This window comes from Planctobacterium sp. AWH2_060 (assembly GCF_056158425.1).
Genome location: NZ_JBSWTG010000001.1, coordinates 2,339,737 through 2,358,996, shown reverse-complemented (window position 1 = coordinate 2,358,996; position 19,260 = coordinate 2,339,737). Strand labels below are relative to the sequence as shown.

Genomic DNA, 19,260 nt, shown 5'->3' with positions numbered 1-19,260 from the left:
TAGTGGTGGTGTGAAATGGTTAATTTTGTCGATAAGGAGCAAGGCGAAGAGTTTAAAGCCCTTGAAGTCCCTTATATTGAGGATCCTACGTCAAAATTCAAAAGCGAAAGTAATGCGCTGAACAAAACTTCTGACTGGAAGTGGGAGCCGCCAGAGGAAGAAGAAGAAATTTTGCCACCGACGGCGGAAGAAATTGAAGCCATCCGCAAAGCGGCTTACGAAGAAGGTTTTTTACAGGGACTGGATGAAGGCCAGTTAAAAGGTCATGAAGAAGGTCTGGCCAAAGGCATCGAAGAAGGCCAAAAACAAGGTTATGAGCAAGGTCTTAATGAAGGTTTGCAGGAAGGACGCGAAATTATTCAGCAGCAGATGGAAGCCTGGCAGTCATTGAATGCCTCGTTGCAGGAGCCTTTGACTTTGGTGGAAACCGAACTGGAAAAGGAGTTGACGCAATTGGCTGTGGCGCTGGCTCGCTCGGTGATCCGCACCGAAGTACAACTCAACGAAAATATTATTTTTGAAGCCCTGAAATCAGGCCTAAAGGTTCTGCCAATCAGAGAAAATGGTTATCAGATCCATTTGCATCCGGACGACTTGAATTTGGTAAAACAGCATTTCTCCGATGAAGAAATTCAGCAGCACAACTGGATCCTGGTGGAAAGTGTTGGTCAGTCACAAGGCGGATGTGAAATTATCACCGACTCCAATGCGGTAGATGTCTCAATTGAGCGTCGCGTGCGCGAAACCCTGGATAAGTTTTTGCTAGAGCAGGGGCTCAAAGAAAGAGAGTCCAAATAACTTTTCCGGCCGGATGCTATGACGCAACGTATTCTATCTAAAATAAAAGAACTGCAATCGCAGGTACCGCAATCCACCACAGTAGCAGCCGGGAAACTGGTGCGCGGCATAGGATTAACCCTGGAAGCCGTTGGTTGTCAGTTACCGGTAGGCAGTCAATGTCTGGTACAGACGATTGACGGTGAAATTGAGGCCGAAGTGGTGGGCTTTGGTGACAGTGTTACTTACCTGATGCCCACAGAAGCGGTAAAAGGCATTGTACCAGGGTCCAGAGTCCAGCCTTTAGCGCGCCAGCAAGGTATTGCTGTGGGAATGGAATTATTGGGCCGGGTTGTAGATGGCAATGGTCACCCCATTGACGGCTTAGGGGCGCTGAAAACCACTGAATATGTGCCTTTCACCCGACCTCCTATGAATCCATTGATCCGTAAACCGATTAAACAACCCATGGATGTGGGCGTCCGTTCAATTAACTCAATGATCACGGTTGGCATGGGACAGCGTATGGGACTGTTTGCCGGTAGTGGTGTTGGTAAGAGTGTTTTGCTCGGTATGATGACCAGAGGTACCACAGCTGATGTGGTGGTGGTGGGCCTGGTAGGTGAGCGGGGCAGAGAGGTTAAAGAGTTTATCCATGAGATTCTTGGTGAAGAAGAGCGTCACAAATCTGTGGTGGTGGCCGCGCCAGCTGATACATCTCCTTTGATGCGCTTAAAAGGTTGTGAAACGGCAGTCAGTATTGCCGAGTATTTTCGCGATCAAGGCATGAATGTCTTACTTTTGATTGATTCTTTGACGCGTTATGCCATGGCCCAGCGGGAAATTGCCCTGGCGGTGGGAGAACCACCCGCCACCAAAGGTTATCCGCCTTCGGTATTTGCGAGATTGCCTGCGTTAGTGGAAAGAGCGGGTAACGGCGCCGAAAATCAGGGGTCTATTACCGGCTTTTATACCGTGCTGACAGAGGGTGATGACTTGCAGGATCCGATCGCGGATGCGGCTCGTGCTATTCTGGATGGCCATATTGTATTGTCCAGAACGCTAGCTGATTCTGGTCATTATCCTGCCATAGATGTTGAGTCTTCCATCAGCCGTGTTATGCCTCAGGTGGTTAGCGACGAACATCTACAAACGGCGCGTCGTATAAGACAGGTGTATTCTACCTACCAGCAGAATCGAGATCTTATCAGTATTGGCGCTTATACCCGCGGCACTGATCCCAGAATCGATCTGGCCATTAAAGCTGAACCGGTAATCAATAACTTTTTGCAACAAGGCATGAAAGACATCATTCCCTATGACGAGAGTCTGACCGGAATGGTGCAATTGACACAACGATTCGGGGGTAACGCCGGATGACGCGTCAACTGCAAATGGTAGCAAAATGGGAAACTGAAAAAGAGGAAAAAGCGGCATCTGCCTTTCAAGAAGCTCAGGCTTACGTGCATCAAAATCAGGAAAGACTGAACGGCTTAATGCAATATCGGCTGGATTACTTTAAAAAAATCCAGGAAAAAGCCGCCAACGGGTTGGAAGCCTTATCTTTTTCCCACCATCAGTCATTTATTACCAAATTGGACAGAGCTTGTGCGCAGCAACAGCAAATTATTCAGGACGCCAAAAAGGCAGCTGAACAAAGGAAGCAGTTGTGGTTAGAGCAGCAGAAAAAACGCAAAGCCGTAGAAATGTTGCTGGATAAAAACGCCAGAGCGCTGCAGGCAAAGCTGGATCGCCAGGAACAAAACATGCTGGACGAATTTGCCTTGCAAAAGTTTTTACGTTCCGCCAAGTCTTCTTTCTAATTCTCAGGTTTTCTTTCCTTTTATTTAATATCGAACATTTTGTCAAAAACTGGCCTGCTTTATGCTTTCAGTTGCTACAGAGTTTAAACGCCACAGAAATTTGACAGTTGAAGGCTGTCGCTGCCGCAGAACTCGGTATTTCTGGCTGAATCAGGTGAACAAATATGCAACAAGTTGCCGCTTCTAATAATGACATTGCCGCCAACAAACTTTTTGTTGGCGATGTGAGCCCTGAGGTTTCAGGAGCCGGTAGTGAATTTGCCAAAATTATGATCGGTGGTACAGACAAAGGCTCATCAGATGCTAATTTTCGCGGCTATAGTGATGTAAAGTCGGAGTCGGGACAATCCACGAAAATCACTGAATCCGGTGCCAAAGATAAAGTCGAATCCGGTTTTATTTTGCAAAAGCAAACGACTGAAAGCAATGAGCAGGGGGCAAGTGAGCATGGTGAACAGCAAGGCGATGAATTACATGATGAATGGGTCAGTATTATTCAAAAGCTCAATGGGGAAGATAGTGGAGCTGTTAAGCCTGAAATAGAAACCGATGCACCCGTTCCAGAAGAAGGCCAAGACCAAGAAGTCATATTGTTGCAAGACACCTCATTAGAAGTCACTGAAGTAGATAATACCGACAGTAGTTCAACATCCACAATAGAAACTGAAACTGTAGTTGCTACTGAGACAGAAAATTGGCGGCAACAACTTAAAGACAAGTTACTTAACTCCGGCCAACCGCTGGATATGCATCAAATGAAATCGATGGACAAAACCATCCGCAGTCTTTCAGATGAAGAGATTAAGCAACTGCTCAATGACGATCAGGCTTTAAAACAAATGATGTCAGAAATTTTGAAGGTGGAAGAGCCCGACCCTCAGGATGTGGCATTAATGCTATTGCTGGCCGAACAAAATAACCAACCGGGCGGTCAAAATACGGTAAGCCTGGAAGAGTTGGCTGGGGAATTACAGTCTGGCTCTGAATCCGGCAACACGTCAGAAGATTCTGACGATAATCAACCGTCTCCTACACCTGAAGAACTGTTGAATCAAACATTGGTGACGGAAGTTGAAGGTGAAGTCAGAACCGATATCGAAACGGCACCGATCCCTGAGCCTCAACCCGAACCTGAACCGGAAACCAGTCTTCAGGGGACTGAAAATATTGCTGCAACTGTCGCTGTCGCACCGAATGAAAATCTGGCTTCAACTGAAAATGAGACAGCTACTGATAATGTGGCTTCAACTGATAATGTGGCTTCAACTAGTAATGTGGCTTCAACTAGTAATGTGGCTTCAACTGAGAATGTGGCTTCAACTGAGAATGTGGCTGCAACTGAGAATGTGGCTGCAACCGAGAATGTGGCTGCAACCGAGAATGTGGCTGCAACCGAGAATGTGGCTGCAACCGAGAATGTGGCTGCAACCGAGAATGTGGCTGCAACTGAAAATGTATCTTCAAATACAGTGTCTGATAAGGAGCCTGTTAAACCGGAACTGCCAAAATTAACTCAGTTATTGAGTGAAGTAGACAATATTTCAGAAACTACCGAAGGCAAAATTGCCGCTCTGGATAATCTGACTCGCAGAATCGAATCATCAGATGTCGGACAAACAGAAGCGGGCAAAAAGTTTCTGGCTAGCCTGAAGAATGTGACTGAGGAATTCAAAGATCAGTTAAAGGCTGGTCATGAACCTGGTATTAATATCAGCAAAGTAGTGGCTGAAGCGATGCAGGCAGAGACAGGTTCTGTCGAAGGGGTTGCATTAGATAGGCAATTGCGGGTTTCTTTACAACAAATGGCCAATGTTGCTCAGGCTCAAACCGGACTGGATGCGCAAACCCGCGAGAGCATGCTCACCAGTTTTAACAACAGCCTTGCCGTAAGAGAATCTAATACTGCACAGGTAGAAGCGCAAAAAACGCAGCAGCAAACTTTGCACAATCAAGCCTTCGACAAGGCGGTAAATATTCAGAAACCCGAAGCTGCCCAGGAGTTGGCCAATAAAGTCCAGGTAATGATGAATCAGAAAAACATGGTGGCTGATATTCGCCTTGACCCACCTGAGCTGGGACAGATGCAGATAAAGATCAGTATGCAAGGTGATTCGGCCTCTGTCAGTATGGTGGTGCAATCCCAAGCCGCCCGAGAAGTACTGGAACAAAATCAGCCCAGACTCAAAGAATTATTGGAGCAACAAGGTATTGAGTTAGGTCAATCTTCAGTGCACGAGGAACAGCAAGGACAAAAAGGCGAGGGCGATGGACAGAACTTCGCCTCTGGAAAAGGCCAAGAAGCGATGGATGACCTGGAAGCTGAATCTAATGAAGATATTAGCGCTGTCAGTGTTAATAAACCTGAGGGAATCGATTATTTTGCCTAAATGGCCCATTGATTGCCTTATAGATATTGCGTTACTGACGTGGTGTTATCCATAATAAGGGTAACAAACTAGCAGAGAACCGGAAAATGGCTGAACAAGAACTACAAATGGAAGAAAGCGCCCCAAAAAAGGGGAAAATGATGATTATTATCATTGCTGCCGTGGTGGTGATCATTGGGGCAGTTGCGGCTTTTTTCCTGTTGGGAGACAGCAGTGACGAATCAGAGTTGGATGAGTTGGAAACCGAACAGGTTACCCAGCAGCAACCAACCAGCGGTATTGGCTCCACCAATGTGGGAACGGCACTTTATGTTGCGATGCCTCGTCCGTTTGTGTTCAACGTGCCAGGGTCTGGCCGGGACAGACTGGTACAAATTAAAGTGCAACTAATGGTGCGCGGCACAGATGCGGAAGAGACCGCAAAGATGCATATTCCCATGATTGAGGGGACTTTGTTACGAGTATTTAGTAGTTCCAATGCGGATGATCTGGTCACTGAAGCGGGTAAAATTGCCATGCGTGAACAATCACTACGGGAAGTGCAAAAAGCGATGCAGGAAATTGCCGGAAACCCTGTCATTGAGCAGGTTTTATTTACCGGCTTCGTTATGCAGTAAGTTACGAAATAGTTATCAGAGGCGGAAATAGTGAGCGATTTATTATCACAAGACGAAATTGATGCCCTGTTGCATGGGGTCGACGAAGTTGAAGAAGAGGATGTCGAAGAATCGGATATGTCCTCCTCTGCGATGGAGTATGACTTTTCGTCGCAGGATAGGATCGTTCGTGGTCGTATGCCCACCCTGGAGATGGTGAACGAACGCTTTGCCAGACACATGCGGGTTAGTCTCTTTAATATGATGCGGCGCTCCGCTGAAGTCTCGATAAACGGTATACAGATGATTAAATTTGGTGAGTACATCCATACTCTGTTTGTACCTACCAGCCTGAATATGGTTCGCTTTCGCCCATTAAAAGGCACCGGCTTAATCACTATGGAAGCCCGACTGGTATTTATATTGGTGGATAACTTCTTTGGTGGCGACGGTCGTTACCACGCTAAGATTGAAGGCCGAGAATTTACTCCTACCGAAAGACGTATTATCCAGATGTTGCTGAAAATAATCTTCGAGGATTACAAAGAAGCCTGGGGACCCGTCATGGATGTGTCCTTTGAATACCTGGATTCGGAAGTTAACCCGGCAATGGCTAACATAGTGAGCCCCACCGAAGTGGTGGTGATCAGCTCTTTTCATATCGAGCTGGATGGCGGTGGTGGTGATTTTCACGTGGCATTGCCCTACAGCATGTTGGAACCCATTCGGGAATTGTTGGATGCTGGTGTTCAAAGTGATAAAGAAGATACTGATCTGCGCTGGAGTAAAGCACTACGGGATGAAATATTGGACGTCAATGTTGCGTTGACCACCCATATGTTGGATCTGGAGTTACCACTGGAAGCCATAGTAAAAATGAAAGCCGGGGATGTGATCCCTATTGATATGCCGGAATACATCACGGTATTAATAGAGGGCTTGCCCACTTTCCGCAGTAAATTGGGGCGTTCCAGAGAGAACATTGCGTTACAAATTGTGGAGCGTATCCCCAGACCTGTATCGGTTAAATCGCAGTTACACCTGTTAACTAAAGGTGGTCGAAGAATTGACTCTGATGCCGAACTGCAAACCCTTGAAGATGATTTAGTACTATAAAGTGTAAGAGGAAAGAAAGATGAGTGGTGAAGATGATGCAATGGACGATTGGGCGGCGGCCATGGCCGAACAAGCCGATTCAGAGTCCGAAGAGTCCATATCTGGTGATGCCGCCTCTGGTATGTCTGGAGTGCAGGTAGCGGAACTGGATGAATTTTCTGAATCTGGCGGCGTTTCCGGTGAAGAAGAGAAAAAACTAGATACAATTCTGGATATTCCTGTCACTATATCCATGGAAGTGGGCAGAAGCCTGATTAGTATTAGAAATTTATTACAATTGAACCAGGGCTCGGTGGTGGAGCTAGACAGAGTAGCTGGTGAGCCGCTTGATGTTTTGGTCAACGGTACGCTGATTGCGCATGGTGAAGTTGTTGTAGTTAATGACAAATTCGGGATCCGATTAACGGATGTTATCAGTCAAATCGAACGTATTAAAAAACTCAAATAAGCACTTCTTTCCGACGTTGGTATGGCTGCTTTTCAGTTTCCTGTTGGCAGCCTCCCCTTTCTCAATAGCGCAAGACGATTCTGTTGGGACGCCACTATCTGCCTGGTTGTCCGTGGGCTTTTCACTGATATTGGTAATCGCAGTAATTCTGCTATTGGCCTTCATTATGCGCCGCTTCTCTGGAGTGCAAAGCTCAGGCGGGCAGATAAAGACCGTTGCCAGTATGATGGTGGGTACCAGGGAACGCATTGCGGTTATCCAGGTGGGAGAAGAGCAACATCTGGTGGGCGTCACCAGTCACAATATTAATCACCTTGCAAAACTGGATACGCCGATTACTGCAGTTCGCAAAGATGAGTCATTAAAACAGACGTTTGCCGGGTTCTTACAACAACAAAAAAAGCTTCAGGGCGATTCTGATGATAAAAACACTTAGCCTGTTACTTCTGCTGTTGGTCGCAATATTTCCTGATACCGCATGGGCCAATCCGGGGATTCAGGCGCTGACTGTCACCACCAATCCTGATGGAACTCAGGATTACACCATGACCCTGCAGGTGTTGGGGATTATGACGGCGCTGTCTTTGTTGCCAGCGTTTTTAATCATGATGACGAGTTTCACCCGCATTATTGTGGTCATGTCAATTTTGCGCCAGGCTATTGGCTTGCAACAGTCGCCATCTAACCAGATATTGATTGGCCTGACGCTGTTTCTGACCATGTTTATCATGGCTCCGGTTTTTGAAGAAATGAATGACAAGGCATTGCAGCCTTATTTAAAAGAGGAAATGACCGCCAGAGTAGCGATAGACGAAGCTATCATACCCATTCGGGCCTTTATGTTGTCACAAACCCGAATTAAAGACTTGCAAACTTTTGTGCAAATGGCGAACCTGGAAGATTCTGTCAGTTCGCCGGAAGAAGTGCCCATGACGGTATTAATTCCCGCGTTTATTACCAGCGAACTTAAAACCGCTTTCCAGATTGGCTTTATGCTGTTTATTCCGTTTCTGATTTTAGATCTTGTCGTAGCCTCTATCTTGATGGCGATGGGTATGATGATGTTATCGCCAATGATAGTGTCGCTGCCCTTTAAGTTGATGTTATTTGTGTTAGTGGACGGTTGGAATCTGGTATTTGGTACGCTGGTAAACAGTTACGGTATGGGGTAAGGCGCTATGAGTCCTGAGGTCTTTGTTGATATTCTGAATGACGCGCTGTTTATGGTGATCCTGTTAGTATCCGCCATTATTGTACCCAGTATGATTGTGGGTTTATGTGTGGCGGTATTTCAGGCTGCCACCTCCATCAATGAACAAACCATTAACTTTTTACCTCGACTATTAGTGACACTGTTGGCATTGAGCTGGGGCGGTCATTGGTTGGTAAATAAGTTGATGGACTTTACGTTCGAAATTGTCGCCCGCATCCCGGAAGTTGTTGGCTGACATGATTAATTTCAGCGAAGCCGAGATCATTCAGGCCGTTGCTGATTATGCGTTACCTTTTATGCGCATCAGTGGCATGTTGGGAGCAATGGTGGCTCTGAGTGCCAAAACTGTGCCTACACCAATTCGCGTATTATTGGCTGTGACTTTGGCCATAATGGTCATGCCCCTGGTGCCGCCTGTCCCCATGAAAGACCCGGTTTCGGTGGAAACCTTTGTGATGGGTATCCAGCAGGTTATCATCGGTCTGTCCATCGGATTCATCTCCACCCTGGTGCTGGAAACCTTCGTGATTGCCGGGCAAGTGGTGGCTATGCAAACAGGTTTGGGCTTTGCCTCCATCGTTGATCCGGTCAATGGCATTAACGTTCCTGCGGTAGGTCAGTTTTATTTGATTCTGGCAACCTTGTTGTTTTTAGCCTTTGATGGTCACCTGAACATGATCCAAATGCTGTTTATGAGCTTTGAAGCCTTCCCCATCGGGGAAGTCTGGTGGACTGGCGAACAGTTCAAGGCCATGGTGAATTGGAGCGCCTGGATGTTTATTGCGGCTTTGACATTGTCTCTGGCCCCTATTGTATCGCTACTTATCATTAATCTCGCCTTTGGTGTAATGACCAAAGCTGCACCGCAGCTTAACATTTTTACCATCGGTTTTTCATTTGCTCAGATTGGCGGTCTAATTATTATCTGGCTGACGCTGAACAACTTCACTAACCACTTCGGGCAACAATGGAACAGGGCTCAGCAACTGATGTGTAACCTGTTAAATGTCTGTCCCGGATAGTGAAGTAGGGAGTTTAAACTATGGCAGATGAAGAAAAATCAGAAGAACCCACGGCGAAACGCCTCGAAGACTCCAGGAAAAAAGGTCAGCTAGCTCGCAGCCGGGAGTTATCCACCGTACTGGTTTTGATTTTTAGTGCTGTGACGCTATTTTTTCTTGCTGAAGGAATCGGGCGGGCATTACTGGGCATAATGCGTCGTTTCTTTGATTTAAGTCATGATGAAGCTTATGACTATACCCATATGCTCAATTCATTGGGGTGGGCGTTAGATGCTATCTCTGTGCCTATTCTTACTTTTTTATTGATAGTCAGCGCTGCTGGTGTCTACGGTAGCATTGCTTTGGGAGGATTTAATTTCACCTGGTATACCGCCTCTTTCAGAGCGGAAAACTTAAGCCCTCTCAATGGCTTGAAACGCATGTTTGGCATCAACGGTTTGGTGGAATTGCTCAAAGCCATCGCTAAGTTTGGCATAGTGGCAGCCGTAACCTATGTGATGTTGGCATACTACATGGAAGAGGCGTTGCACCTGGATCAGGAATTGTTCCCCAATAGCTTATTTCACGCCCTGGATTTAATTGGCTGGACCTTCATTATCATTTGCTGTGCTCTTATTCCGATAGCGGCGTTTGATATTCCTTATCAGACATATACTCATAACGAACAAATGAAGATGAGTAAACAGGAGGTCAAGGATGAACGCAAGAACGCCGAAGGTGATCCGCAGGTAAAAGGTCGCATCAGGCGTTTACAATATCAGGCTGCGGCAAGGCGGATGATGCAAGAAGTGCCTAAAGCGGATGTGGTGGTCACCAACCCAACTCATTATTCTGTGGCTTTAAAATACGACCAGGAAGGTAATCGCGCGCCCTACGTAGTGGCCAAAGGTGCGGATGAATTAGCGATGCATATTCGTAAGATTGCCGAGGGGAATGGTGTGCCATTACTCGCATCTCCAGCACTAACTCGAGCTATTTATTACACGACAGAGATTGATGAAGAAATTCCTGAAAAGCTATTCCAGGCTGTCGCTCAGGTACTAGCTTATGTTTATCAGCTAAAACGTTTTAAATCTGGTAAAGGTCACCGGCCTAAACCCCTGGCTAAAGATCTGCCCATTCCACCTGAGCTAAGACATTAATTCCGCAGTTTAGTTTAGCTTTTAGACAAAGATTCACAGTATCTCATTAATTGGCCTGGTTATTGCTGAATACCCGCAGTTGTGTCAATTAATTAACATGCAGATATGTCAGTAGCCACTTATTTCAATCGCATAGACCAAAATAAATTAAAAGAAATTACCTCCGGGCTGGGCACTCCTATGGTGTTGTTGGCCATCATGGGTATGGTAATTTTGCCTATGCCGGCATTTCTTTTAGATGTGCTGTTCAGCTTTAATATCGCTTTGTCACTGATTGTGATTCTGGTCTGTGTATTTACACAGAAGCCGGTGGACTTCGGTATATTTCCTTTAGTGTTGTTGATTGCCACGGTATTGCGATTAGCGCTTAATATTGCATCTACTCGCGTTGTATTACTTGAGGGCCATGAAGGTGGTGACGCCGCAGGTAAAGTTATTCAGGCTTTTGGTGAAGTGGTTATTGGCGGTAACTTTGCGGTCGGTATTGTGGTGTTTGCCATCTTGTTGATCATTAATTTTAAAGTAGTTACTGCGGGTGCCGGAAGAATATCAGAAGTAAGTGCTCGCTTTACCTTGGATGCCATGCCAGGTAAACAAATGGCCATTGATGCGGATTTGAATGCCGGTTACATAGATTCTGACGAAGCGCGTAAACGCCGGGAAGAGATCACCGCTGAAGCGGATTTTTACGGCTCGATGGACGGTGCTTCTAAGTTTGTAAAAGGCGATGCGGTAGCTGGCTTGTTTATTATGCTGATCAATATTGTGGGCGGCTTGTTCATCGGTATGATCCAGCATGATCTGGGATTCGGTGACGCAATAGAGATATACACCTTACTGACCATTGGTGACGGTTTGGTGGCGCAGATACCCAGTTTATTACTGTCAGTTGCTACCGCCATTATTGTGACGCGGGAAAATGATACCCAGGAGATGGGCAGTGAGTTAAGCAATCAGTTAGCTAACCCACAAGCCATGTATGTTACTTCCGGTATTCTGTTTGTTATGGGTATTGTTCCTGGCATGCCGCATCTGGCGTTTTTAGGTTTCAGTGCCATCATTGGCGGTTATGCTTTCTATCAGCAATATCGCGCTAAAAAGGAAGCAGAAAAACCAGCGGTGGTTGAGAAGAAGAAAGACTCAGCTCCGCAGCCAGCAGAAATTAAAGAATTAGGTTGGGATGATGTACAGCAGGTGGACACCATTGGCCTTGAAGTGGGCTATCGCTTAATCCCACTGGTGGATAAAACTCAGGGAGGTGAACTGTTAACACGTATCAAAGGCGTGCGTAAGAAGCTATCCCAGGAGTTGGGCTTCTTAATCCCACCGGTACATATTCGCGATAACCTGGATTTGACGCCCAACAACTACACCATTTCCATGATGGGGGTAAATGTGGGCGAAGCCGATATTCATCACGATGAAGAGCTGGCTATAAATCCTGGGCAGGTTTTTGGCAAGTTAAACGGCACACCCACTAAAGATCCCGCATTCGGATTGGATGCCTTATGGATCAAACCTTCTCAGCGTGAACATGCACAAACTCTTGGATATACCGTGGTGGATGCAGCGACCGTAGTGGCCACCCATCTGAGCCAATTACTGACTAATAATGCCTATCAGTTGTTGGGCTACGAAGAAGTGCAGCAGCTGCTAGATATGTTGGCTAAATCTAATCCCAAACTGGTGGAAGGCCTGGTTCCAGATATCTTACCGTTAAGCACAGTAGTTAAGGTGTTGCAAACACTGCTGTATGAAGGTGTACCAATTCGCGATATGCGCACCATTATTCAGACCCTTTCAGAATATGGCATCAAGAGTCAAGATCCCGACGTTCTGGTTTCAGCGGTTCGTATTGCATTGAAGCGATTGATTGTTCAGGAAATTAATGGCGGCGCGAAAGAAATGCCGGTTATTACACTTTCTCCAGAGTTGGAGCAGATGTTACATCAATCATTGCAGGCGGGTGGACAAGATGGAGCCGGTATAGAACCTGGCCTGGCAGAGAATTTACAAAATTCTCTGAACCAGGCTGCACAACAACAAGAGATGGCGGGTGAGCCTGCAGTGTTGCTGACGTCTGGTATGCTGAGACCGGTTCTGTCAAGATTCCTCAAACATGTGGTACAAGGTTTGCATGTGGTGTCTTATCAAGAAGTTCCGGACGACAAACAAATAAAAATTGTCAGTGCGATTGGACAATAACAAGGCACCAACACCTGAGGTGATGAAATGAAAATTAGACGATTCTTTGCGAAAACAATGCACGAAGCCTTAAACGAGGTTAAAGCGGAACTGGGCGGTGATGCGGTGATCATGTCCAACAAAAAAGTCGCTGACGGTGTAGAAATTGTAGCCGCTTATGATAATGAGCCTGTTAAACGGGCTGCTCCTAAGCCAGCAGAATCGCAACAAGCTCCAACATTAGCAAAGCCGACTGGAAATGGGACGCCGACGCTTAGTGAGATTATCGGTGACTCAGGCGCTGACAGTTTAAAAGAACTGTTAGAAAAGCAGGGCGTCCCCAGTTTCAGCAAGGAGCCGGAACCTGGAACCTATTCAAAAGCGAAACCACAGCCAACTGCTGAGACAGCTCGTCCAGTGGTGGCTAGTGCCTCCGTCTCCGAACCCGTGCGTCAGAGTCAGGCAAAGCCGTCTGATAGTGGAGCTCCCGCAGTCAGCCTGCAAACGGGTGACAAAGCGATTCAGTCAATCCAGGAAGAGCTTAGATCGCTGCGCAACGTCTTACAGTTCCAGGTTGGTGGGTTGTTAAAGCAGGAACAACGCAGAGGACACCCATTACAATCCTATTTGGTTGATCGCCTGGAAGCTATGGGGATCAGTTCGGAATTGGCAGAAGATGTGGTTTCTTACGCGCCGGAAAGTGCCAATGAGCGAGAAGCCTGGTTATTCATTCTTAAACTTTTGGCTAATAGACTTAAGACAACCCGTAACGATATTTTGACGCAAAGTGGTGTAATGGCGTTTCTTGGTCCCACCGGAACCGGAAAGACAACCACTATTGCGAAGCTAGCTGCGCAATACGCTAAACGCTATGGCGCAGATCAGGTGGCATTGGTGACCATCGACAGTTATAGAATCGCGGCCTATGAGCAGTTGGCAACCTACGGTAAAATTATTGGCTGCACGGTTAAAAAAGCAGCAAACGCACAAGAGTTATCCGACGTTTTATATCAATTTAGGAATAAAAGGTTAGTATTGATAGACACCGCAGGCTTCGGTCAGCGAGATACAAGATTAATCAAGCAGTTAGATACTTTAAATGAAGCATCTTGTGCTAATATCAAAATGTACATGGTGTTACAGGCAAATACGCAAAGACATGTCATGGAACATACATTACGTATTTATAACAAATTGCCGGTACAAGGTTGTATCTTTACCAAAATTGATGAATGCTTCTCATTAGGTGAGGCAATCAGTGTCGCAATTCAGGAAAGATTACCAGTGGCCTATTTGACTGATGGACAAAAGGTGCCAGAAGATATAAAAATAGCGGATGCAAAATATATTATTTCATTGGCAGCAAAGCTTTATAAAAAATATGAATTGCCGCATACTTCAAAACAAAGAACAGTACATTCAGCAGTAGCAGTATGATTGAGGACCAGGCGAGTAGTTTAAGAAAAATGAGCCAAAATAATTTAACAAAAGTCATCGCAATCACCGGCGGTAAAGGTGGTGTAGGGAAAACCAATGTGACCCTCAACACCGCTATTGCAATGGCAAAGCTGGGTAAAAAAGTACTGGTTCTTGACGCTGACCTGGGACTGGCTAATGTTGATGTTATGCTGGGCTTACGGGTTGGTAAAAATATCTCTCACGTTTTGTCTGGTGAGTGTTCTCTGGAAGATATTCTGATTGAAGGGCCTCTTGGTATCTTAATCGCGCCTGCCACATCCGGTACTCAAAACATGGCCGAGTTGTCACCTACCGAGCACGCAGGACTTATCAGAGCATTTAGCGAGTTAAAAATTCCGATTGATGTTTTGCTGGTAGATACGGCTGCGGGCATTTCCGATATGGTGCTAAGTTTCTGCCGGGCATCGCAAGATATTATGCTGGTGGTGTGTAACGAACCAACATCACTGACCGACGCCTATGCACTGATGAAGATCCTGAATCGCGATCACGGTGTATTTAAATTTAAGGTTGTGGCCAATATGGTCAGAAACGCCAGAGAAGGGCAGGAACTTTATGCCAAACTCTCCAAAGTAACTAATCGCTTTCTTGATGTTGCCCTGGAACTGGTGGCAACTGTGCCCTATGATGAAAATATACGCAAGGCTGTGCGTAAGCAAAAAGCTATTGTTGATGTATTCCCAGGTTCACCGGCTGCCTTAGCCATATCTCATCTGGCGAAGCAGGCGCTTTCATGGCCGATTCCGGCGCAACCCGGTGGTCATCTCGAGTTTTTCATTGAACAACTAGTTAAACGGCAGGCAGCGAGTAATCAGGCGTGAACAGTAAAGCAAACGCTTACAAACAACATGACGATAAAAGGTTGCTTGTGGAAAAGCACGCACCTCTGGTCAAGCGTATTGCTCACCACCTTATGGCGCGGTTACCCGCCAGTGTATTAGTTGAAGATTTGATTCAGGCTGGCATGATTGGCCTGTTAGAGGCATCACGAAATTTTGATGGTACCAAAGGTGCCAGTTTTGAGACCTTTGCAGGTATCAGGATCCGAGGGGCAATGCTGGATGAGATCCGCAAGGGTGACTGGACCCCCAGATCGGTGCACAAGAATGGCCGGGCGATAGCCGAAGCCATTAACGAAGTTGAAAGAGAAATCGGCGGTGATGCCAAAGACGTGGATGTCGCCGAAAAAATGCAGGTATCCCTTGCTGAATATCACCAAATGCTCTCAGAGGTCAATGCCGGTAAAATAATCGGTATAGAAGATTTAGGAGTGACAGAAGACGTTCTGACAACGGATAAAAATAAGGGCGAAAATACCCCTTTTGATGATCTTATGGAAGGTTCATTTCAAAAGGCTTTGGCAAATGCAATTACAACTTTGCCAGAACGTGAGGCAATTGTTTTGTCTCTGTACTATGATGAAGAACTGAATTTAAGAGAAATTGGTGAAGTACTGGATGTAAGTGAATCCAGGGTGAGCCAAATCCATAGTCAGGCTATGCTTAGATTGAAGTCCAGAATGCAGGCATGGCAAGCTGGATAGCGTATAATAATAAAACTTGATTGAATCCTCACTGGAGGCGGTTTTGGATAAAAACATGAAAATTCTCGTTGTTGATGACTTTTCTACAATGAGACGAATCATCAAAAACTTGTTGAAAGATCTCGGCTTTACCAATGTCCAGGAAGCTGATGATGGCAGCACTGCATTGCCGATGTTGCAACAAGGTGATTTTGATTTTGTAGTTACTGACTGGAATATGCCCGGCATGCAAGGTATCGATTTGTTGAGAGCAATTCGTGCCGATGACAAGCTGAAGCACACGCCGGTATTGATGGTAACTGCCGAAGCTAAAAAAGAACAAATCGTTGCTGCTGCCCAGGCAGGCGTAAATGGCTATGTTGTTAAGCCCTTTACTGCCGCTACGCTAAAAGAGAAGCTCGACAAAATTTTTGAGCGTCTTGGTTAGTTCAGGACAGTCCTGAGATAAAACGGAGCTGAAATGACTAATGAGAAAAGCTCTCCCATTTCGCTTGAAGATGCTAAGCAGTTAGTCGCATTTTTAGAGCAAGGGGATGATGAGGCCGCCAGGGCCTTACTTGAAGCCAGCAAAATCCAGGATTCAATGGAGTTATTTGCTGAGGTGGGTAAATTGACCCGCCAACTCCACGATTCTTTGAATACCTTTAACATTGATTCCCGAATCGTTGATCTCGCAAACGAAGACATCCCGGATGCTCAAACTCGTTTGAACTATGTAATCGAAACTACCGAGCAGGCTGCAAACCGAACGATGGATGCAGTTGAAAGTAGTATGCCGATCGCTGAGAAGATCAATTCGAGTATCAGCCACATTTTACCTGAGTGGAAAAAACTTATGACCCGCCAGTTAGAACTCGGTGAATTTAAGTCCCTTTGCCACGAACTTGACGGTTTTTTAGAACAAGCTAGTAAAGATTCTTCGCAATTGAACGATTTATTAACTGAGGTTCTGATGGCGCAGGGATATCAGGACTTAACCGGGCAGGTTATTCGTCGCGTGATTCAACTGGTTAAAGAAGTTGAAGATAGTCTCGTAAACATGCTCACAGTATTTGGTGAACCTGAAACCGAGCTTAAAAAGGTAGTCGGCAAAGTGGATAAATCGAAGAAGGCAGATGCGAGTGAAGCAGAGGGCCCGATTATTGACGCTGCGGAGAGAGATGATGTCGTTCAGGGACAAGACGATGTAGATGATCTGCTTTCGAGCCTGGGTTTTTAACGTGGAGTTGATGCATGTCGTTTGATGTTGACGAGGATATACTTCAGGACTTCCTGGTGGAAGCCGGGGAAATTCTGGAACAATTACAAGAGCAACTCGTCGATCTGGAAAACAATCCTGAAGATGCTGATTTGCTCAATGCAATATTCAGAGGCTATCACACCGTAAAAGGCGGTGCTGGCTTTCTGTCGCTAACCGAACTGGTGGATATCTGCCACGGTGCGGAAAACGTGTTTGATACCATGCGTAATGGTCAAAGACGGCTGACGCCCGAATTGATGGATGTCATTCTTCAGGCGACAGACGTCGTTGTGGAAATGTTCGAGCATGTTAAAGCCCGTGAACCTCTGCAGGCGGCAGATCAAACATTACTCGACACCCTGCATCGATTGAGCCAGCCGGAGAGCGCTGATGAAGCAGCGGCTCCAATTCCAGCTGCAGAGCCCGAATCCGCAACTGCCGAAGAGGCGGTTGATGACGATGATGAATTTTTTGATTTTGATGCGGACAGTGTCACATCAGATGACGATGGTGGTATCGATGAAATCAGCGAAGATGAATTCGAGCAACTACTAGACGAATTACATGGTTCAGGCGGAGCGCCAGGTAAGAAAGAAACGGCTGCGCCAGCCGCTGCTGCTCCCGCGCCTGCTGCTAGCAGCTCAGGTGGTGATGAAGACATTACCGATGAAGAGTTTGAGGCGCTGCTTGACCAATTACACGGCAAAGGCAAATTTGTTGGAGAGGGAGAATCTGCAAGTGCTGAGCCTGCCAGTGCTCCTGCCCCGGCTAAAGCACCAGCTCCCGCACCTGCTGCTACCAGTTCAGGTGATGACGACGATATTACCGACGAAGAGTTTGAAGCGTTGCTTGATCAGCTACACGGCTCTGGAAAAGGCCCGGGCGTAGAGCAAGCAGAAACGAAACCAGCGGCACCAGCCTCAGCGCCTAAGGCTGCTCCCGCACCAGCCCCCAAAGCGGCGCCAGCACCAGCTCCTAAAGCCGCACCTGCGCCAGCTCCTGTAGCCGCCGCGCCTAAGGCTGCGCCTGCGCCTGCGCCAGCTCCAGCCAAAGCTGAAGCCGCGCCGAAAAAGGACGACAAGAAAGCCGCTGCTGCAGCGCCCCCTGCTGAAACAACCGTACGGGTTGATACCAAGCGTCTTGATCAAATCATGAACATGGTGGGCGAGTTAGTGTTGGTGCGCAACCGCCTTCTTAGCCTCGGCATCAATCTCAATGATGAAAATATGTCGAAGGCTATTGCAAACCTTGATGTGGTAACCGGCGATCTGCAAGGTGCGGTAATGAAAACCCGCATGCAGCCCATTAAGAAAGTATTTGGCCGTTTCCCCAGAGTTGTACGTGACCTGGCCCGAAGCCTGAAAAAAGATATCGCGCTGGAACTTAAAGGTGAGGAAACCGACTTAGATAAAAACCTGGTTGAAGCTCTGGCGGATCCTTTGGTCCACCTGGTCAGAAACTCAGTTGATCACGGTATTGAAATGCCTGATGATCGTGTCGCCGCCGGTAAACCTGCCCGAGGCACTGTTACTCTGGCAGCCTCTCAGGAAGGTGACCACATTTTGCTTACCATTGACGATGATGGTAAGGGAATGGATCCGGAAAAATTGAAAGAGATTGCGATACGTCGCGGTGTACTTGATGCCGATGCTGCGGCAAGAATGTCAGATGTTGAAGCCTTTAATTTGATTTTTGCGCCCGGCTTTTCCACCAAGACCGAGATATCTGATATCTCCGGGCGCGGCGTTGGCATGGACGTGGTTAAAACCAAAATTAATCAGCTGAATGGTTCGGTGAGTATTGATTCAGAGTTGGGTAAGGGTACCCGTCTTGAAATCAAAGTACCACTGACTCTGGCGATACTACCCACCTTGATGATTATTGTCGGGGAGCAGACGTTTGCTCTGCCTTTGTCCTCAGTAAACGAAATCATCAATATGGACCTGAGCAAAACCAATACGGTAGATGGACAATTAACCATGATTGTTCGCTCTAAAGCTATTCCGCTGTTTTATTTGCGGGAGTGGTTGCGCCGCAAACCCGGTGAATTAGACAGAGCATCTGGGCATGTTGTGGTGGTACAAATTGGTACCCAACAAGTGGGCTTTGTCGTGGATTCCTTAATCGGTCAGGAAGAAGTAGTGATTAAACCTTTGGATGCGTTATTACAAGGTACTCCAGGTATGGCCGGGGCGACAATCACCAGTGATGGTGGCATCGCTTTGATATTGGATATACCAAGCCTGTTAAAACGCTATGCTAAAAAGGCTTTAAAGTAGGTTAAATCAAA

At 46.6% G+C, this 19,260-nt stretch carries 19 protein-coding genes; all 19 read left to right on the top strand.

The window, feature by feature from the left end; genetic code table 11:
• Positions 1-15: 15 nt before the first annotated feature.
• The 19 genes from fliH (at position 16) to ACXAD8_RS09935 (ending at position 19,249) form a co-directional block, all read left to right on the top strand.
• Positions 16-798: a flagellar assembly protein FliH gene (gene fliH / locus ACXAD8_RS10025; protein ID WP_475227943.1), complete on the top strand. Its 783-nt coding sequence runs from the start codon at positions 16-18 to the stop codon at positions 796-798.
• An 18-nt stretch (positions 799-816) separates the two neighbouring features.
• Complete coding sequence (gene fliI / locus ACXAD8_RS10020) at positions 817-2,157, top strand: flagellar protein export ATPase FliI (RefSeq protein ID WP_475227941.1); 1,341 nt, start codon at positions 817-819, stop codon at positions 2,155-2,157.
• Complete coding sequence (fliJ, locus tag ACXAD8_RS10015; RefSeq protein WP_475227938.1) at positions 2,154-2,600, top strand: flagellar export protein FliJ; 447 nt, start codon at positions 2,154-2,156, stop codon at positions 2,598-2,600. Before fliI ends, fliJ begins: the two co-directional genes overlap by 4 nt.
• 164 nt (positions 2,601-2,764) lie before the next feature.
• Positions 2,765-4,987: a flagellar hook-length control protein FliK gene (locus tag ACXAD8_RS10010; protein ID WP_475227935.1), complete on the top strand. Its 2,223-nt coding sequence runs from the start codon at positions 2,765-2,767 to the stop codon at positions 4,985-4,987.
• 86 nt (positions 4,988-5,073) lie between these two features.
• Positions 5,074-5,604, top strand: a complete 531-nt coding sequence (gene fliL / locus ACXAD8_RS10005) for a flagellar basal body-associated protein FliL (protein ID WP_475227933.1) — start codon at positions 5,074-5,076, stop codon at positions 5,602-5,604.
• Positions 5,605-5,634: 30 nt separating this feature from the next.
• Entirely contained in the window at positions 5,635-6,699 is a 1,065-nt protein-coding gene (gene fliM, locus ACXAD8_RS10000) for a flagellar motor switch protein FliM (RefSeq protein WP_475227930.1), read from the top strand.
• Positions 6,700-6,718: 19 nt separating this feature from the next.
• Positions 6,719-7,147: a flagellar motor switch protein FliN gene (gene fliN, locus ACXAD8_RS09995; RefSeq protein ID WP_475227928.1), complete on the top strand. Its 429-nt coding sequence runs from the start codon at positions 6,719-6,721 to the stop codon at positions 7,145-7,147.
• A gap of 43 nt (positions 7,148-7,190) precedes the next feature.
• Positions 7,191-7,583: a flagellar biosynthetic protein FliO gene (gene fliO, locus ACXAD8_RS09990; RefSeq protein WP_475227926.1), complete on the top strand. Its 393-nt coding sequence runs from the start codon at positions 7,191-7,193 to the stop codon at positions 7,581-7,583.
• Entirely contained in the window at positions 7,567-8,319 is a 753-nt protein-coding gene (gene fliP, locus ACXAD8_RS09985; RefSeq protein WP_475227923.1) for a flagellar type III secretion system pore protein FliP, read from the top strand. The genes fliO and fliP overlap by 17 nt, the downstream gene beginning before the upstream one ends.
• 6 nt (positions 8,320-8,325) lie before the next feature.
• The gene (fliQ, locus tag ACXAD8_RS09980; RefSeq protein WP_229529433.1) at positions 8,326-8,595 is read left to right on the top strand and encodes a flagellar biosynthesis protein FliQ; all 270 of its coding nucleotides are present in this window, start codon (positions 8,326-8,328) and stop codon (positions 8,593-8,595) included.
• Position 8,596: 1 nt separating this feature from the next.
• Complete coding sequence (fliR, locus tag ACXAD8_RS09975; protein ID WP_475227921.1) at positions 8,597-9,382, top strand: flagellar biosynthetic protein FliR; 786 nt, start codon at positions 8,597-8,599, stop codon at positions 9,380-9,382.
• 20 nt (positions 9,383-9,402) lie between these two features.
• Positions 9,403-10,524 carry a flagellar biosynthesis protein FlhB gene (gene flhB / locus ACXAD8_RS09970; RefSeq protein ID WP_475227919.1) on the top strand — a complete coding sequence of 374 codons (1,122 nt, stop codon included), beginning with the start codon at positions 9,403-9,405 and terminating at the stop codon, positions 10,522-10,524.
• Between the two features lie 105 nt (positions 10,525-10,629).
• Positions 10,630-12,729, top strand: a complete 2,100-nt coding sequence (gene flhA / locus ACXAD8_RS09965) for a flagellar biosynthesis protein FlhA (protein ID WP_475227916.1) — start codon at positions 10,630-10,632, stop codon at positions 12,727-12,729.
• A gap of 27 nt (positions 12,730-12,756) precedes the next feature.
• The gene (gene flhF, locus ACXAD8_RS09960) at positions 12,757-14,145 is read left to right on the top strand and encodes a flagellar biosynthesis protein FlhF (RefSeq protein WP_475227914.1); all 1,389 of its coding nucleotides are present in this window, start codon (positions 12,757-12,759) and stop codon (positions 14,143-14,145) included.
• Positions 14,142-15,008 carry a MinD/ParA family protein gene (locus ACXAD8_RS09955; RefSeq protein WP_475227911.1) on the top strand — a complete coding sequence of 289 codons (867 nt, stop codon included), beginning with the start codon at positions 14,142-14,144 and terminating at the stop codon, positions 15,006-15,008. The genes flhF and ACXAD8_RS09955 overlap by 4 nt, the downstream gene beginning before the upstream one ends.
• Complete coding sequence (locus ACXAD8_RS09950; protein ID WP_475227909.1) at positions 15,005-15,730, top strand: RNA polymerase sigma factor FliA; 726 nt, start codon at positions 15,005-15,007, stop codon at positions 15,728-15,730. Before ACXAD8_RS09955 ends, ACXAD8_RS09950 begins: the two co-directional genes overlap by 4 nt.
• Before the next feature lie 43 nt (positions 15,731-15,773).
• The gene (gene cheY / locus ACXAD8_RS09945) at positions 15,774-16,157 is read left to right on the top strand and encodes a chemotaxis response regulator CheY (RefSeq protein ID WP_229529426.1); all 384 of its coding nucleotides are present in this window, start codon (positions 15,774-15,776) and stop codon (positions 16,155-16,157) included.
• 33 nt (positions 16,158-16,190) lie between these two features.
• Entirely contained in the window at positions 16,191-16,949 is a 759-nt protein-coding gene (locus ACXAD8_RS09940) for a protein phosphatase CheZ (protein WP_475227906.1), read from the top strand.
• A 14-nt stretch (positions 16,950-16,963) separates the two neighbouring features.
• Entirely contained in the window at positions 16,964-19,249 is a 2,286-nt protein-coding gene (locus ACXAD8_RS09935) for a chemotaxis protein CheA (RefSeq protein WP_475227903.1), read from the top strand.
• Positions 19,250-19,260: the final 11 nt, after the last annotated feature.

Excerpts from the sequence above, each read along its gene's own strand:
- ACXAD8_RS09935 (WP_475227903.1), top strand. The coding sequence starts at position 16,964 with ATGTCGTTTGATGTTGACGAGGATATACTTCAGGACTTCCTGGTGGAA.
- fliQ (WP_229529433.1), top strand. The coding sequence starts at position 8,326 with ATGAGTCCTGAGGTCTTTGTTGATATTCTGAATGACGCGCTGTTTATG.
- fliP (WP_475227923.1), top strand. The coding sequence starts at position 7,567 with ATGATAAAAACACTTAGCCTGTTACTTCTGCTGTTGGTCGCAATATTT.
- flhB (WP_475227919.1), top strand. The coding sequence starts at position 9,403 with ATGGCAGATGAAGAAAAATCAGAAGAACCCACGGCGAAACGCCTCGAA.
- ACXAD8_RS09955 (WP_475227911.1), top strand. The coding sequence starts at position 14,142 with ATGATTGAGGACCAGGCGAGTAGTTTAAGAAAAATGAGCCAAAATAAT.
- flhA (WP_475227916.1), top strand. The coding sequence starts at position 10,630 with ATGTCAGTAGCCACTTATTTCAATCGCATAGACCAAAATAAATTAAAA.
- fliI (WP_475227941.1), top strand. The coding sequence starts at position 817 with ATGACGCAACGTATTCTATCTAAAATAAAAGAACTGCAATCGCAGGTA.
- fliR (WP_475227921.1), top strand. The coding sequence starts at position 8,597 with ATGATTAATTTCAGCGAAGCCGAGATCATTCAGGCCGTTGCTGATTAT.
- flhF (WP_475227914.1), top strand. The coding sequence starts at position 12,757 with ATGAAAATTAGACGATTCTTTGCGAAAACAATGCACGAAGCCTTAAAC.
- ACXAD8_RS10010 (WP_475227935.1), top strand. The coding sequence starts at position 2,765 with ATGCAACAAGTTGCCGCTTCTAATAATGACATTGCCGCCAACAAACTT.
- fliJ (WP_475227938.1), top strand. The coding sequence starts at position 2,154 with ATGACGCGTCAACTGCAAATGGTAGCAAAATGGGAAACTGAAAAAGAG.
- fliH (WP_475227943.1), top strand. The coding sequence starts at position 16 with ATGGTTAATTTTGTCGATAAGGAGCAAGGCGAAGAGTTTAAAGCCCTT.
- fliN (WP_475227928.1), top strand. The coding sequence starts at position 6,719 with ATGAGTGGTGAAGATGATGCAATGGACGATTGGGCGGCGGCCATGGCC.
- ACXAD8_RS09940 (WP_475227906.1), top strand. The coding sequence starts at position 16,191 with ATGACTAATGAGAAAAGCTCTCCCATTTCGCTTGAAGATGCTAAGCAG.
- fliL (WP_475227933.1), top strand. The coding sequence starts at position 5,074 with ATGGCTGAACAAGAACTACAAATGGAAGAAAGCGCCCCAAAAAAGGGG.